This window comes from Pseudomonas sp. NPDC087336 (assembly GCF_044744285.1).
Taxonomy (GTDB): Bacteria; Pseudomonadota; Gammaproteobacteria; order Pseudomonadales; family Pseudomonadaceae; genus Aquipseudomonas.
In genome coordinates this window covers 30,995-45,899 of record NZ_JBIUYA010000042.1, presented here as the reverse complement: position 1 = coordinate 45,899, position 14,905 = coordinate 30,995, and the positions used below count along the sequence as shown (strand labels likewise).

At 61.8% G+C, this 14,905-nt stretch carries 18 protein-coding genes; 11 read left to right on the top strand and 7 right to left on the bottom strand.

All coding sequences use genetic code 11. From position 1 onward, the window contains the following. The 5 genes from ACIO0C_RS28425 to ACIO0C_RS28405 form a co-directional block, all read left to right on the top strand. A partial coding sequence (locus tag ACIO0C_RS28425) for a hypothetical protein (protein WP_401317372.1) occupies nt 1-206 on the top strand: 206 nt, incomplete at its 5' end. 130 nt (nt 207-336) lie between these two features. Continuing rightward, nucleotides 337-1,593: a serine hydroxymethyltransferase gene (glyA, locus tag ACIO0C_RS28420; protein WP_401317368.1), complete on the top strand. Its 1,257-nt coding sequence runs from the start codon at nt 337-339 to the stop codon at nt 1,591-1,593. 116 nt (nt 1,594-1,709) lie between these two features. Next, nucleotides 1,710-2,663 carry a lipoyl synthase gene (lipA, locus tag ACIO0C_RS28415; RefSeq protein ID WP_401317365.1) on the top strand — a complete coding sequence of 318 codons (954 nt, stop codon included), beginning with the start codon at nt 1,710-1,712 and terminating at the stop codon, nt 2,661-2,663. A gap of 38 nt (nt 2,664-2,701) precedes the next feature. Further along, nucleotides 2,702-3,463: a M15 family metallopeptidase gene (locus ACIO0C_RS28410; RefSeq protein WP_401317362.1), complete on the top strand. Its 762-nt coding sequence runs from the start codon at nt 2,702-2,704 to the stop codon at nt 3,461-3,463. After that, nucleotides 3,460-4,182 carry a L,D-transpeptidase gene (locus ACIO0C_RS28405; protein WP_401317359.1) on the top strand — a complete coding sequence of 241 codons (723 nt, stop codon included), beginning with the start codon at nt 3,460-3,462 and terminating at the stop codon, nt 4,180-4,182. The genes ACIO0C_RS28410 and ACIO0C_RS28405 overlap by 4 nt, the downstream gene beginning before the upstream one ends. Here ACIO0C_RS28405 and ACIO0C_RS28400 read toward each other — a convergent pair. The 3 genes from ACIO0C_RS28400 to ACIO0C_RS28390 all read right to left on the bottom strand — a co-directional run bounded on the left by ACIO0C_RS28400 (nt 4,085) and on the right by ACIO0C_RS28390 (nt 7,669). Beyond that, nucleotides 4,085-5,188: a sterol desaturase family protein gene (locus ACIO0C_RS28400; RefSeq protein WP_401317357.1), complete on the bottom strand. Its 1,104-nt coding sequence runs from the start codon at nt 5,186-5,188 to the stop codon at nt 4,085-4,087. The two genes, ACIO0C_RS28405 and ACIO0C_RS28400, sit on opposite strands and share 98 nt — an antisense overlap. A 103-nt stretch (nt 5,189-5,291) precedes the next feature. After that, nucleotides 5,292-6,173 carry a nitrilase-related carbon-nitrogen hydrolase gene (locus ACIO0C_RS28395; RefSeq protein WP_401317355.1) on the bottom strand — a complete coding sequence of 294 codons (882 nt, stop codon included), beginning with the start codon at nt 6,171-6,173 and terminating at the stop codon, nt 5,292-5,294. After that, entirely contained in the window at nt 6,170-7,669 is a 1,500-nt protein-coding gene (locus ACIO0C_RS28390) for a purine-cytosine permease family protein (RefSeq protein WP_401317353.1), read from the bottom strand. Before ACIO0C_RS28390 ends, ACIO0C_RS28395 begins: the two co-directional genes overlap by 4 nt. A 199-nt stretch (nt 7,670-7,868) precedes the next feature. On the opposite strand from ACIO0C_RS28390, the gene ACIO0C_RS28385 reads away from it, so the two are divergent. Then, on the top strand, nt 7,869-8,774 hold the full coding sequence (locus tag ACIO0C_RS28385; protein WP_401317351.1) for a LysR family transcriptional regulator: 906 nt from the start codon (nt 7,869-7,871) through the stop codon (nt 8,772-8,774). Nucleotides 8,775-8,813: 39 nt separating this feature from the next. Here ACIO0C_RS28385 and ACIO0C_RS28380 read toward each other — a convergent pair whose 3' ends face one another. After that, on the bottom strand, nt 8,814-9,347 hold the full coding sequence (locus ACIO0C_RS28380; RefSeq protein ID WP_401317349.1) for a cysteine hydrolase family protein: 534 nt from the start codon (nt 9,345-9,347) through the stop codon (nt 8,814-8,816). Nucleotides 9,348-9,410: 63 nt separating this feature from the next. Further along, entirely contained in the window at nt 9,411-11,138 is a 1,728-nt protein-coding gene (gene ggt / locus ACIO0C_RS28375; protein WP_401317347.1) for a gamma-glutamyltransferase, read from the bottom strand. A 136-nt stretch (nt 11,139-11,274) separates the two neighbouring features. Here ggt and ACIO0C_RS28370 point away from each other — a divergent pair, with 136 nt between their 5' ends. Then, nucleotides 11,275-11,787, top strand: coding sequence for a methylated-DNA--[protein]-cysteine S-methyltransferase (locus ACIO0C_RS28370; protein WP_401317344.1), 513 nt, complete (start codon nt 11,275-11,277; stop codon nt 11,785-11,787). A 12-nt stretch (nt 11,788-11,799) separates the two neighbouring features. Here ACIO0C_RS28370 and ACIO0C_RS28365 read toward each other — a convergent pair whose 3' ends face one another. Further along, nucleotides 11,800-12,237, bottom strand: a complete 438-nt coding sequence (locus ACIO0C_RS28365) for a hemerythrin domain-containing protein (protein ID WP_401317342.1) — start codon at nt 12,235-12,237, stop codon at nt 11,800-11,802. Nucleotides 12,238-12,382: 145 nt separating this feature from the next. Here ACIO0C_RS28365 and ACIO0C_RS28360 point away from each other — a divergent pair, with 145 nt between their 5' ends. Beyond that, a complete protein-coding gene (locus ACIO0C_RS28360; protein WP_401317340.1) occupies nt 12,383-12,808 on the top strand; it encodes a GNAT family N-acetyltransferase in 426 nt (141 codons plus the stop codon). 103 nt (nt 12,809-12,911) lie between these two features. Here the strand turns inward: ACIO0C_RS28360 and ACIO0C_RS28355 are convergent, their stop codons facing one another. Then, a complete protein-coding gene (locus ACIO0C_RS28355) occupies nt 12,912-13,262 on the bottom strand; it encodes a hypothetical protein (protein WP_401317338.1) in 351 nt (116 codons plus the stop codon). Between the two features lie 148 nt (nt 13,263-13,410). On the opposite strand from ACIO0C_RS28355, the gene ACIO0C_RS28350 reads away from it, so the two are divergent. The 3 genes from ACIO0C_RS28350 to ACIO0C_RS28340 are packed head-to-tail and all read left to right on the top strand — an operon-like array spanning nt 13,411 to nt 14,738. Next, nucleotides 13,411-13,677 (top strand): hypothetical protein, encoded by a 267-nt coding sequence (locus ACIO0C_RS28350; protein WP_008064345.1) that lies wholly within the window; start codon nt 13,411-13,413, stop codon nt 13,675-13,677. Between the two features lie 2 nt (nt 13,678-13,679). Then, nucleotides 13,680-14,009: a DUF6388 family protein gene (locus ACIO0C_RS28345; RefSeq protein ID WP_401317335.1), complete on the top strand. Its 330-nt coding sequence runs from the start codon at nt 13,680-13,682 to the stop codon at nt 14,007-14,009. A 24-nt stretch (nt 14,010-14,033) separates the two neighbouring features. Beyond that, entirely contained in the window at nt 14,034-14,738 is a 705-nt protein-coding gene (locus ACIO0C_RS28340; RefSeq protein ID WP_401317332.1) for a YoaK family protein, read from the top strand. Nucleotides 14,739-14,905: the final 167 nt, after the last annotated feature.

Below are 14,905 nucleotides of genomic sequence, written 5' to 3'. Positions count from 1 at the left end.
AGGACGACAACCCACTGAAAAACGCCCCGCATACCGCGGCGGAGCTGGTCGGCGAGTGGTCGCACCCGTACAGCCGTGAGCAGGCGGTTTATCCGCTGGACACCTTGATCGACAGCAAATACTGGCCGCCCGTAGGTCGCGTCGACAACGTCTTCGGCGATCGCAACCTGATCTGCGCCTGCCCATCCATCGCCGACTACGCCTGAAAACACCGCATAACCCTGTAGGAGCTGGCTTGCCAGCGAAGCTTTTAGCGGCCTTGAGGGCCCCTTCGCTGGCAAGCCAGCTCCTACAAGAGGGTGTCAACCTATTTCGAGAACAACAGAGGGCTTCACCATGTTCAGCAAACACGACCAGATCAAAGGCTACGACGACGAACTGCTGGCAGCGATGAACGCCGAGGACGCGCGGCAGGAACACCACATCGAGCTGATCGCTTCGGAGAACTACACCAGCCAACGGGTCATGGAGGCGCAAGGCAGCGGCCTGACCAACAAGTACGCCGAAGGTTATCCGGGCAAGCGCTACTACGGCGGTTGCGAACACGTCGACGTGGTCGAGCAACTGGCCATCGACCGCGCCCGGCAACTGTTCGGCGCCGACTACGCCAACGTCCAGCCGCACTCCGGCAGCCAGGCCAACGCGGCGGTGTACCTGGCGCTGCTGCAGGCTGGCGATACGGTGCTGGGCATGAGCCTGGCCCATGGCGGTCACTTGACCCACGGCGCCAAGGTGAGTTTCTCCGGCAAGCTCTATAACGCCGTGCAATACGGCATCGACACCGCGACCGGGTTGATCGACTACGACGAAGTCGAACGCCTGGCCGTCGAGCACCAGCCGAAAATGATCATCGCCGGCTTCTCCGCCTACTCCAAGACCCTGGACTTCCCGCGTTTTCGGCAGATCGCCGACAAGGTCGGTGCCTATCTGTTCGTCGACATGGCCCACGTCGCCGGGCTGGTGGCCACGGGTCTGTACCCGAACCCGCTGCCCTACGCCGACGTGGTCACCACCACGACCCACAAGACCCTGCGCGGTCCGCGCGGTGGCCTGATCCTGGCCAGGGCCAACCCCGAACTTGAGAAAAAGCTCAACGCCGCCGTATTCCCTGGCGGCCAGGGCGGCCCGCTGATGCATGTGATCGCCGCCAAGGCCGTGTGCTTCAAGGAAGCCCTGGAGCCGGCGTTCAAGACCTACCAGGCGCAGGTGATCCGCAACGCCCAGGCAATGGCGCAGGTCTTTATCGAACGGGGTTATGACGTGGTGTCCGGTGGCACCGACAACCACCTGTTCCTGGTCAGCCTGATCCGCCAGGGCCTGACCGGCAAGGACGCCGACGCCGCCCTGGGCCGTGCCGGCATCACCGTGAACAAAAACGCCGTGCCCAACGACCCGCAGTCGCCGTTCGTGACCTCAGGCCTGCGCATCGGTACGCCGGCGATCACCAGCCGCGGGTTCAAGCAAGCCCAGAGCATCGAGCTGGCCGGCTGGATCTGCGACATCCTCGATCATCTCGGCGATGCCGATGTCGAGGCCGAGGTCGCCCGCCAGGCTGCCGCTCTGTGTGCGGATTTCCCGGTGTACCGCGACTGATCGCACAACACAAAACCCTTTGTAGGAGCTGGCTTGCCAGCGAAGGGGCCCTCAAAGCCGCTAAAAGCTTCGCTGGCAAGCCAGCTCCTACAATTCCGTGTACACAAGGAAAGAATATGAGCGTTGAAGTCGGCACCAAACTGCGCGGCGCGGAAAAAGTCGCGCGGATTCCAGTGAAAATCATCCCCACCGAGGAGCTCCCGCGCAAACCCGACTGGATCCGGGTACGCATGCCAACCTCCCCCGAGGTCGACCGAATCAAGCAACTGCTGCGCAAACACAAGCTGCACAGTGTCTGCGAGGAAGCCTCGTGCCCGAACCTGGGCGAGTGTTTTTCCGGGGGCACCGCGACGTTCATGATCATGGGTGACATCTGCACCCGTCGCTGTCCGTTCTGCGATGTCGGCCACGGGCGTCCGAAACCGCTGGACGTGGAGGAACCGACTAACCTCGCCGTGGCCATCGCCGAACTGCGCCTCAAATACGTGGTGATTACCTCGGTGGACCGCGACGATTTGCGCGACGGTGGCGCCCAACACTTCGTCGACTGCCTGCGCGAGATCCGCAAGCTGTCGCCGGGCATTCAACTGGAAACCCTGGTACCGGATTACCGTGGCCGAATGGACGTCGCCCTGGCGATCACCGCCCTTGAGCCGCCGGATGTGTTCAACCACAACCTGGAAACCGTCCCGCGCCTGTACAAGGCCGCACGACCCGGCTCGGATTTCGAGTGGTCGCTGGATCTGCTGCAGAATTTCAAGCAGCGGGTGCCGCGGGTTCCCACCAAGTCCGGGCTGATGCTGGGCCTTGGCGAAACCGACGAGGAAGTGATCGAAGTCATGCAGCGCTTGCGCGAGCACGATGTCGACATGCTCACCCTCGGCCAGTACCTGCAACCGTCGCGCAGCCACTTGCCGGTCCAGCGTTTCGTGCACCCGGACGTGTTTGCCTGGTTCGCCGAGGAAGGCTCGCGGATGGGGTTCAAGAACGTCGCGTCCGGGCCATTGGTGCGCTCGTCCTATCACGCCGACCAACAACTTCATGGAGGTGCCGCCAATTTCAAGCCATGATGAAGTGACTTGTCATGCCATTACGCAGGCCCGACCCGATGCCATTTGTCGTTCGAACATTGCTCCCGATCCTGAGTCTCGCCTTGTCGGGTGTCGCCGCTGCCGAGCCCAGGCCCGGGCACATGGTGTATTTACGCACGATTGATCCGGGTATCGAACAGGACATTCGTTATGCCAGCGCCCACAATTTCACCGGGCACCCGCTCGAGGGTTACGAAGCGCCCGAGTGCTTGCTGTCGCAGGATGCCGCCAAAGCTTTGTCCCGCGTACAAACGGCACTGCAGGCGCAAGGCTACGGCTTGAAGGTATTCGATTGCTATCGCCCCAGCCGCGCGGTCGCGGACATGGGGCGCTTCGCCACCGAGCCGGGCGACCCGCGCAAGGCCGAGTTCTACCCACGGGTGGACAAGCAGGACTTCTGGCGCCTGGGCTATGTGGCGCGCGTCTCCAATCACTCCAAAGGCGGTACCGTCGACCTGAGCATGACGGGACCGGGCGCCCTGCCCGCCGACACCTGGACGCCATCCGCCACGCCCGTCGACTGCACGGCGCCTTATGGTCAGCGTTGGCACGACGGCGCAGTCGACATGGGCACCGGTTTCGATTGCTTCGACGAGCGCGCCCATACCGATTCGACGTCGATCACGACGACGGCCATGGAAAATCGCCAGCGACTGACCCGCGCCATGGCGCAGGAGGGATTCACCGGTTACTCCGCCGAGTGGTGGCACTTCACCTATACCCGGGATGCGACGTTGAACAGCGTCATGAACTTCCCCATCACCCCGCTGGCGCCATGAACAGGCTTGACAGAATCTGCGCGCTGCTGATCCTGCTGCTGCCCTGTGCCGCGATAGCCCAAGGGCTCGAAGCAAGTGGCCAGTTGATCGTGGTCACCAGCAAGCACTGGGATGACATCCAGGGCAGCGCCCAACGTTACGAGCGGCACGGGGATAGCTTCCAGAAAGTCGAAGCGCCGTTTGCCGTCGTGCTGGGAAAAAACGGCATGGGCTGGGGCAAGGGACTGCTCGACACTCGGCCACTTGAGGGGCCGGTGAAACAGGAAGGCGATGGAAAGGCGCCAGCCGGGATGTTCAAGCTGGGCAGCGCTTTTGGCTACGACGTTTCAGCTGAAACGCGCCTGCCCTACCTCGCACTGACCTCGACCATCGAATGCGTGGATGACAGCCGGTCCGCTCATTACAACGAACTGGTCGACGGCGCCACGATGGCCCAAGACTGGAACAGCTCTGAACGCATGCGTCGCAATGATGACTTGTACCGCCAGGGCATATTCATCGAGCACAACACACCCGCATCCCCCGCCGCCGGTTCCTGCATTTTCTTCCACATCTGGCGTGGTCCCACACTACCGACGCGGGGCTGCACCGCGATGGACCCGATGGATATCGCACGCCTGCTCAGTTGGCTGGACCCACGCCAGTCCCCGCGGCTGGTGCAACTGCCCGAGACGCAGTACGAGCAGTTGCGCGAACGCTGGAACCTGCCTGCGCGCTGACCGCAAGCGAGCGCCTGGCCAGGCGGATCTTGCCCAGCGTTTCGACAAAGGGCGTGATGATCAGGCTGTAGACGGTCAGGTAACGTCCATGATCCGCTTCGCAGGTGCCGAAGCGGATGGGCTCCGGTTGCGTTTGGGTGACGTACAGCGTGCCGAACATCCAGTCCCAGAGTGACAGGTTGACCCCGAAGTTCTTGTTGAAGTGCCGCGGCGCATCGCTGTGGTGGACCTGGTGCTGGGCCGGGCTGTTCAGCACATGCTCGACCACAGGCCCGAAGGACAGCCAGACATGGCTATGGCGCAGATTGGCCGCCAAGGCATTGAAGATGAACACCATGTAGGTCACCCCGAACAACGTGTAGCGGCTGATCTCCCCGCCACAGGCGTACCAGAAGAGTCCGGCAAAGGCGCTGATGAACACAAGGTCAGTCAACCGCTCGACCACTTTCTCGAGGAAATGCACCCGACTGGCCGTGGCCGGGACCAGCACCGTCGCCGAATGATGGACTTTGTGGAACGCCCACAGGTAGCGCGAATGGTAAGCGCGGTGGGTCCAGTAATGGATGAAGTCCTGCAGCAAGAAAACGCCCAGGCCATAGAGCAAGGTCAGGGTCAGGTGCTCCTCGATCTGCACCCGTGCCCCCCACAGCTGAATGAAAAAGCGGATGTAGTCACCGGAACGCAACACATAGGGGTCCACTAGCCCGACGATGGGCACCACCAGCACGACCTTGAGGATCGCGCGCACGAAGTAGTAGCGGTAATCGAGCAGCGCCGAAGGATGAAAATGCACACGGTTGCCGCCGATGAATTGCCAGAAGCTGTGCGCGTCCGTCAGCCCGCGAGCTTGACGCCAGCGGAACAAGCCGTAGGCAACGGCGTAGGAAGTGAAAAGAAAGGCGACACAGAGACGGCCATTGAGGTCGAAGAGCCCGAGGAATTGGTTGCTGACAGGCGCAATCACCCACCTGGACAGGTATTGCTCGATCAGTGCGAGAACATCCATGAAAGGCTGCCCCCTGCTGAAAGTAGAGCGTTGTGTGTGGGATGGAAAAACGCGTGTCGCAGGAACACGGCCGGCTCCTGCGGGACATTATTGCGGATGTATCTTATTCAGGTCTTGGGATTTCGGCAACCTCAGGACCAGGCGTCACTTCACTGCTCAAGCCATACAACTGCGGCCGCCGGTCCCGGTGCAGGTCGTTGCGCTCACTGATGCGCTTGTTGCGTGCCTCGGCCAGGTTCAGGGTGGCCAGCAGCATCTGCTCGCCACCCTGCTCCGCCGGACCGGCCAATGGATAACCGTCGGCGTCGACGATCACCGAACCTTGCACCCAACTCACTCCGCGCTCAAAGCCATGGCGGTCACAGGCGGCGATGAACATGCGGTTGACCGAGGCATTGGCCTGCACCCGCAAGACTTCCGCCGGGCGCTCGGTCTGCGGTCGCGGGCCGTCGGGCCAATTGACCGGCGCACAGAGCAGGTCCGCACCGGCCAGCGCTGGCAGGCGCACCCATTCGGGAAACTCCAGGTCGTAGCAGATCAGCATGCCGATGCGTCCGTGGACCGTTTCGATCACCGGCGGCGCGGCAGTGCCGGCTGTGAAAACTTCTTTCTCCGCATCCCACAGGTGCGCCTTGCGGTACACCGCGCGCAAACCCCGGGCATCGATCAGTGCCGCGCTGTTGGCCAGCTCATCCCCGGCCAGACGCTCGCAGAATCCGCCGACGATGACGATGTTCAATTCACTGGCCAGCGCCTGCCACAGGTGCAAGGTCGGACCCTCGGCTGTTTCCGCGAGGGCCAGTGCTTCCGCGCGGTCGGCAAACAGGTAGCCGCTCTGCACCAGTTCCGGCAACACCACAACCTGGGCACCCTGCAGGGCCGCCGAGCGGATCGCGCGTTCGGTGAGCGTGCGGTTGTACGCGAGGTCGCCGATTTTCGGCGCCAATTGGCAGCAGGCGACCCGGATATTCTTTGCCATGTTCAACGCACCGACTCCGTGGATGAATGGGTCATGGCGATAATCTCGTTTTCACTGATTGCCTCGATGACCCGGCGCTCGGCGGCCAGGTCGAGGGAGCGGCTGAGCAGGTAATAGGTCAGGCCCGAAACCAGCAGGCCCACCAGCCAGGCGATGTCCACGCCTTCGAGCACCCTCGCCAGCGGTCCGACGAAGACTTCTTTGCCGGCGGCGGCGTCAAAGATGTAGAAGAACGGCACCATGGCGGCAAAGCCGATCAGGTAGGCCACGATGCCGCGAAATTGCCAGGCGCCGTAGATGCCCTTCGGCGAGAAGAAATGCGGGATCGCGTAGCGACCCTTGCGCACGAAGAAATAGTCCACCAGGTTGACGGCGGTCCAGGGCACGAGGAAGTACAACAACAACACAAGGAAGGTGTTCAGCAGCGCGATACCGTCACCCTTGATCGACAGCACGCAGGTCAACAGGATGACGCTGATGGCGCTGATCGACAGCACCCGGGCGCGGGGTGTCGGGGTGATCTTGCTGATCGAATCGACACCGGTCAGCAACGTCAGCATGGCACTGTAGGTGTTCAGCGCAATGATCGGCAGAAAGCCCGCCACCGACACCACCACCAGCAGATTGCCCAGCCCGGGAATCATCGAGGAACCCACCTGGTTCAGCGCCACCAACGCGTCCACCGCTTTCAGTTCCTGGGCGAGCCAGGCACCGAGGCCGATCATCCAGCTGCCCGACAACGAGGCGCCGACGAATATCGCCGCGATCAGTTTCGGCCGGCTGGTGTTTTTCGGCAGGTAGCGGGAATAGTCGGAGACGTAGGGCGCATAGGAAATGTTGTAGCTGGCGCCAATGGCGAACAGGGTGGCGAAGGCGATCCAGCTGAAACCCAGGTCGGTGGCCGGCGTGACGCCTTCGGAACCCGCGCCGAACATCAGTGCGATGGTGACCAGGGCATACAGCGGCAGCGTCGCCAGCAGCGCCCACTTGAAGGCTTTGTGCATCAGGTCGTGGCCGTAGATCGACAGCAGCGCGCCGATCAGCACCACGGTCACGGCGACGATGGTCGGGTCGATGCCGAACACATGCTCCAGCCCGTTCATGATCAGCGAGACGTTCACCACGTTGAAGCCGACGAATACGAACATCGTCGCCATCAACGCCAGGATCACCCCTCGATAGCCGAACTGGGCACGGGACTGGATCATCTGCGGCAGGCCCATTTCCGGACCTTGCGAGCCGTGAAAGGCCATGAAGATCGTGCCGAACATGATGCCCAGCGCGCCGGCCAGCAGGGTCCACAGCGCCGACAAGCCCAGGCTGGGGCCGACGAAACCGATGGAGATGGTGAAAAAGTGGAAGTTGCCGAGGAACCAGAACGGCCCCTGGCTGCTGAGTTTGGCATGGCGTTCGTTTTCCGGGATGTAATCGATCGAGTGGCCTTCGATGGCCAACCCGCTGCTCGCCTCGGCGGCGTGCGCAGAAAGTGGAGACCCTGACATACGATGATTCCTATGCAGTTGATTGTTTTTGTTTTGAGCGCAGCGGTCGATTCGCCATCCGGATCAGGTGAAACTCCAGAAAAAGCTGACGATGACCCTGGTTTCCCTGCAATGTATGGCGTTGGCCTGCGCCTTAAAATATCCACGGCGCACTGTTCACATAGATCGGCGTCAATGTAATCGAGCCACGGGAGCCCCCATGCTTGGAACTGTAACGGAGCTGGATCTGCGCCTGATCCGGGTATTTCTCACGGTGGTCGAGGCCGGCGGGATTTCGGCGGCGCAAACCGCCCTCAACACCACGCAACCGACCATCAGCGCACAACTGGCGACGCTGGAGGCACGGGTGGGTTTCCGCCTGTGCGAACGCGGTCGTGGCGGATTTTCCGTAACGCCCAAGGGCGGTCAGTTCGTCGAGGCGGCGCGCCGGTTACTGGCCGCCGCCGAGGGCTTCAGGGTTGAGGTGCAGCACATCAACCGCAAGGTATCGGGCAACATCAACGTCGGCCTGCTGGGGCAGATCGACCCGGTGGCAAATACGAAAATCGGTTTGGCCATTGCCCGCCTGCGGGCTCGGCACGAGGGTTTGTACTTTCACTTCACCGAGCTGTCGTCGTCGCTGCTGGAAGAAAAAACCATCAATGGCCATATCGATCTGGCGATCGGTTATTTCTGGCATCGCTTGCCCAATATCGACTACTTCCCGTTGTTCCAGGAAACCCAGATCGCTTATTGCGCGCCGTCACACCCGCTGTTCGGGCAGGTCGGTGCGCTGACCCGCGAGGATGTCAGCCACCATGACTGGGTCTGGCCGAGCCACCCCTTGCCGGAAATGCCGGCGCCGACCTCGATCGAACGCCTGACCGTGCTCACCGACAGCATGGACGGGGCCGCCTTGCTGATCCTGTCCGGCCAACACCTGGGCTTCCTGCCGCAGCATTATGCGGCCCGGCATGAACAGCTCGGGCAGTTGCATCCGCTCAATCCGCAGTTGCTGCGCTACGAGGTCGGCTTCCACGCGGCGGTGCGGCATTCGGCGCGGCAGCGGGATCTGGTCAGTGCGTTCCTCAATGAGCTGATCGATATCTTCGGCTCGCCTTTGTAGGAGCGAGCAGGCTCGCTCCTACAGGGGACTGTGGTGTTATCAGAAGCGGATTTCAGCAGCCGGGACCACGTCGATCCGCGCCACCGAACCGCTCAGGTCGGCCCAATCCTTGTTGTGTTCGGCAATGATGTCTTCGGCCGTGGTATTGCCATTGTCGACGGTGGAATGCGCGTCGGCGGCCAGCACCACGTCGTAGCCCAGTTGATGCGCCTGGCGCAGGGTTGCATTCACGCAGTAATCGGTTTGCAGGCCACAGATGACCAGGCGGTCGTAGTCTGACACCGGCACCAGTTTCTGCAGGTTGGTCTGATAGAACGAATCGCCGGTGGTTTTACGTACGCGATGATCGTCAGGTGAAGTGAGCAACCCTTTGGCCAGTTGCCAGCCCGGGGCGCCGTGCTTCAACAGGTCGCCCTCTTCTTCGTGCTGGACCAGCACCACCGCAACGCCGGCTTTTCTCGCCCGGGTACTGAGGCCATTGATCGTTTCGATGACGCGCTGGATCTCGAAGCACTCGTACTCGCCGGAGCACAGGGCCTGCTGAACGTCGATGATTAACAGTGCGGTGGTCATGATCCCTTCCTTGATGAGTTGAAAAATCGGGGGACGCGTGCGCCCCCCATTCAAACACAATCGTCAGTAACCGAGCGACAACCCGGTATTACGCCGCGGATCGTTGGCCCCGTAGAAACGGTTCTTGCCCACCGGCTTGCCCTCCAGCGACGGCGCGCCCACCAGGATCGCCGCCAGGTGGTTGGCATCCTGGGGACCGGCAAACTTGTGGCCCCAGCTTTCGAGGATCTTCACCGTGTCGGGGCTGGTGGTGAAGGTCTCCAGGTTGGTTTCCTCCGGCAGCCATTGCTGGTGGAAACGCGGCGCATCGACCGCTTCCTGAATGTTCATGCCGTAGTCGATCACGTTGAGCATGGTCAGCAGGGTCGCAGTGATGATGCGGCTGCCGCCGGGGGTGCCGACCACCATCACTACCTTGCCGTCCTTGGTGACGATGGTCGGGCTCATGGAAGACAGCGGCGCCTTGCCGGGCGCGATGGCGTTGGCCTCGCCCTGCACCAGGCCGTACATGTTCGGCACGCCGATTTTCGAGGTGAAGTCGTCCATTTCGTCGTTGAGGATGACCCCGGTCTTGCTGGCCATGACACCTGCACCGAACCAGTCGTTGAGGGTGTAGGTCACCGACACCGCGTTGCCCCATTTGTCGACGATGGAGTAATGGGTGGTGTTGCTGCCTTCATGGGGCGCCACGCCGGGCTTGAGATCCTTGGAGATGCCGGCCTTCTGCGGCTGGATGGCTTCGCGCAGCTTGGTCGCGTAGTTTTTGTCGAGCAGATGCGCGATCGGGTTTTTCACGAAGTCCGGGTCGCCCAGGTAGCTGTTGCGGTCCACATAGGCGTGACGCATCGCTTCGATCTGGTAGTGCATGCCCTGGGCCGAGTGGTAGCCCAGATCCTTCATCGGATAGCCTTCGAGGATGTTCATGATCTGGCAGATCACCACCCCACCGGAGCTCGGTGGTGGCGCCGAAACCACATGGTAGCCGCGGTAGTCGCACTCGATGGGCGCCAGTTCGCGGGTCTTGTACTTGTCGAGGTCGGCCTGGGTGATGATGCCCTTGTTGGCCTGGCTGGAGGTGACGATGGCGTCGGCGACCCAACCCTTGTAGAAACCGTCGGCGCCTTTATCGGAGATTTCCCGCAGGGTTTTGCCCAGGTCCTTCTGCACCAGCTTCTGCCCGACCTGCATCGGCTCGCCATTGCTCAGGAAGATCGCGCCGGAATCCTTGATGTCCTTCTTGAACACGTCGGTGGCGTACTCCAGCAACTCGACATCGCCCTGCTCCAGCACGAACCCGTCTTCAGCCAGCTTGATCGCCGGGGCGATCACTTCGTTGCGCGGCTTGGTGCCGTATTTGGACAGCGCCAGCTCCATGCCGGACACGGTGCCCGGCACGCCGACGGCCAGATGCCCGCGGGTGCTCAGGTCGGGGATGACGTTGCCCGCCTTGTCCAGGTACATGTCGGCGGTGGCGGCCAGCGGGGCTTTTTCGCGGAAGTCGAGGAAGGTCTTGCGACCGTCCGCCAGTTGAATGGTCATGAAACCGCCGCCACCCAGGTTACCGGCCGCGGGATACACCACCGCCAGCGCATACCCCACTGCAACCGCGGCGTCGACCGCGTTGCCGCCATTTTTCAGCACATCCACGCCTACATGGCTGGCCAAATGCTGGGCGGTGACCACCATGCCGTTTTCGGCCGCGACCGGGGCCACAGAGGCCGCATGGGCCATCAGGCAGCTGAGCGCCAACGACGTCGCCATCAGCGATTTGGCAAAAGGTTCGTACTTCATGAGTCGGTCTCTTTTTTGTTTTAAAGTAGGAAAACGCTTCAAGAGCAGTAGGCAGTATGGTCGGGATTGCGTATTGCGCCTCCCCGGCAAGGCAGTATGCTTAACACCTGTTCAGCAATTCGGCGATGCTCGCGGCATGACCTACACCTACATCACCCTGGCGTCACCGGTCGGCGAGCTGAAGCTGGTGGCCAACGATTCACGTCTGGCGGCCATCCTCTGGGAAAATGACAAACCGGGCCGAGTGCGCCTCGGCCCGATGATCGAAGCGCCGGACACCCCGGTTTTGCTACGCACCGCGCAACAGCTGGGCGAATACTTCGCCGGCACACGCCAGACTTTTGAACTCGACCTTGATTTTGCCGGGACGGAATTCCAGAAGAAGGTCTGGATGGCCTTGCTGACCATTCCTTTCGGCCAGACCCGCAGCTACAGCCAGATCGCCGAGCAGATCGGCAACCCGAGCGCGGTGCGGGCGGTGGGTGCGGCCAATGGCAGGAATCCGATTTCGATCATCGCGCCCTGCCATCGGGTGATTGGCGCGTCGGGGCAATTGACCGGGTTTGCCGGGGGGTTGGAGGCGAAGCAGAAGTTGCTCACGCTGGAAGGCGGGCGTTGGCCCGGAACCGCGCGCCTCCCAGGCTTCTAGCTCCTGCATTCCTCAAGCAAGCTGCGCCTTGTATTCCTTTTCATACTGAGTCGCCAGCGACTGTTTCTGCTTGTCGTCAAGCAACTTGCCGGCCATCTGGAAGAACTTCTGCTCTTCTTCCTCGAGATGGTGATGAACCTTCTCCGACAGCTTCTTCGCGGTCGCCAGCCACGCCGGGCTGGACATCTCGGTGCCGTCCAGTTCTTCCATCATTTCATCCATCTCGTGATGCTCGGCGATCGCATGGCGGCTGAGGTCGACGCCATTGTCGAACTCCATCAGCGGGATGTAGAAATGCCGTTCTTCAGCGGTTTCGTGAGCCTGCAGTTCCGACTTGAGCTGCTTGTATGCGTCGACGCGCTCAGGGGTATCGCCGCTGGTGCGGATCAGGGCTTTGGCGTAGGTACGCTGGCGCTCGTGGCTTTCGCGCAAGGCTTCGAAAATATTCACGGAATGTCCTCATCGGTCGCACTCGGGAATGGCGCGTCACAACAAGTGACATCTGCGCATTGGCGACGGTTCCACTCGCCGGGGGTCATGGAACAATCGCGGCAACCGCGATAGGCTGCCGATTCACTGCCATAAGGACATAGCCATGAACCTGCGAATAGAGTTCTCGCCCACCCCCACGGAAGAAGAGCGCCAGGCCATCCTGCTGCCGCTGCGCGCCTACAATGCCTCGAAGGCCGACGGCGCCGTACCCGAGCAGATTGCCCTGCTGGTACGAGACGAACACGATGTGATCCTCGGCGGCCTTTACGCCAGGCTGTTTTACCAGTGGATGTTCATCGACCTGCTATCGGTACCGGAGCAGGCCCGGGGACAGGGCATGGGCACCAGGCTGATGCAGATGGCCGAAGACCTGGCGCGAGAGAGAAAGTGCGTCGGATTGTGGCTCGATACCTTTGAATTCCAGGCACCGGAGTTCTACCGCAAATGCGGTTACAGCGAGATCGGCCACATCGCCGACTACCCGCCGGGGTACAAGCATTTCTTCTTCCAGAAGCGCCTGGACTACTGATCCACACCGCAAAACCCTGTAGGAGCCCGGCTTGCCGGCGAACGCGATTTCGTAAACGCCTTCGCCGGCAAGCCGGGCTCCTACAAGGGGGGACAACGTCAGATCAGAGACAGGTCGCCAGTGCCGCCAGGCGGCGCTTGGCGACAAAGTCGTCCTGCTGCGCGTAGTAGCTCAATACTGTGCCCGAGGCATCGGTGGTCACGTCGACAAAGGATTCCGCCGAGCGGGTGTAGACGGTGGTGCTGCCCTTTTCTCCCTGCTCCAGGTACGCGGCAGCATCAACGCCGAACACCCCTTCGTCCTGCCAGGAAAACTGCACGCACTGGGCGACGTCCTTGGCCGGCTTGTCGGAGTTCAGGGTCTTGTACGGGGCCTTGGTACGAGCATCGTTCATCGCCGAGCCCGCGCATCCCGCCAGCAAGGCAGCGGCCAGCGCCACCATCAGAATTCGCATTGCATTCACTCATCAGGAAAAAGCGGACTGTATCACCGTGGCAGCGCGTATCGTTCTGCTTTACTTCATTTAACCCGCGACATCGCGTGACGATTCGCGCACCCTGTTGCGCCAATCGCGCTGTATCGCAATTTTCACTGGAAGCCCCATGACACCCAACGCCGAGTTTTACAAACCGACCACTGAATATGCCGACAAGCTGATCAGCCAGATCGGTCAGACACCTTCCTGGATCGCCAAGCGAATCGGCGTCACCGACAAGCGGATTCGCTACATCCTTGAGGGCGAAAGAACCGTCAAGGGCCAAACCACACCGATCCAGATGACCTATACCGAACAGTTTGCCCTCGAGTGCCTGGCGGCAGCGGCCAAGGCCAGCAAGAAGCAATCTGCGTCATCCGTTCCCAAGGAGTGACCATGGCGGCACCCGAGCAGCAACACGAACAGGCACTGGCAAAGTTTCTCGACGTACGTCCCGAACTGCGCGACGAGCTCGACCACCTCAACCCGCTTCTGGCCCAGGCCAAGGGCGAAACCCTCGAGCAGTTTCGCGATGAGCGTTTGCACGAGGCCTTTGAAGCCGAAGCCGAGCGCCTCGGTTTGTTTGCCTGGGAGCTGACACTGCAACTGACCGCCGCCACACCTGAGGACTACCAGGCCCAGCGCCTGGAAGTGCACCGGGAAGTCGCGGAAATGGCCGGCATGGACTGGCTGGAATATTGCGACCTGTACGGGATAGAACCGTAACCCTGCCGAAGGATCCCTGCATCGATGCTGCCCACCCCCTCGAAGACCCACGCCAGCCCCGGACACCTGCACACGCATAAATGGCGAGGGCGTATCGGCCTGAGCCTGGTGGCCATGTTCTCGGTGCTGGCCGGCATGACCGATGCGATCGGTTTCATGGCCAGCGGCGACTTCGTCTCGTTCATGAGCGGCAACACCACGCGGATGGCCGTCGCCATCAGTGACGGCGACCCGGGGTTGACCCTGCGCCTGGTGATCCTCGTCGCCACCTTCATCGTCGGCAACGCACTGGGCATTATCGTCGGCCGCCTGACCGGGCGTCGGCCACTGCCCTTGCTGTTGTGCATTGCCGCCCTGCTATGCGCCGCCGCAGCCTGGCCCTATGACTCGCAGCTGCCCGCCCTGCTGGCGGCCATCATCGCCATGGGCATGCTCAATGCCGCCGTGGAAGAGGTCAACGGCCTGCCGGTCGGCCTGACTTATGTCACCGGCGCCCTGTCGCGCTTCGGCCGCGGACTGGGGCGCTGGATGCTCGGCGAGCGCCGTAATGGCTGGCGCGTGCAACTGATCCCCTGGACCGGCATGTTTGCCGGCGCGGTACTGGGTGCGGTGCTGGAACATCATTTCGGGCTCAAGGCGCTGTTTGCCAGCGGCGTGCTGGCGGCTGCGCTGGGGCTGTTGTCGCTGAAGATCCCGCGGCGTTGGCAGTTGGGGTATATGCCGCGCTGAGTTTTGTGCTGCCTGTGCGGGCCTCTTCGCTGGCAAGCCAGCTCCTACAGTTGATGTGTGGCGATCTGCAATTTTGTGCTCGACTCATTTCCTGTAGGAGCTGGCTTGCCAGCGAAGGGGCCCGCCCAGGCGACATCGATTTAGCCCCTGCGCCGATAAAGCTTTAT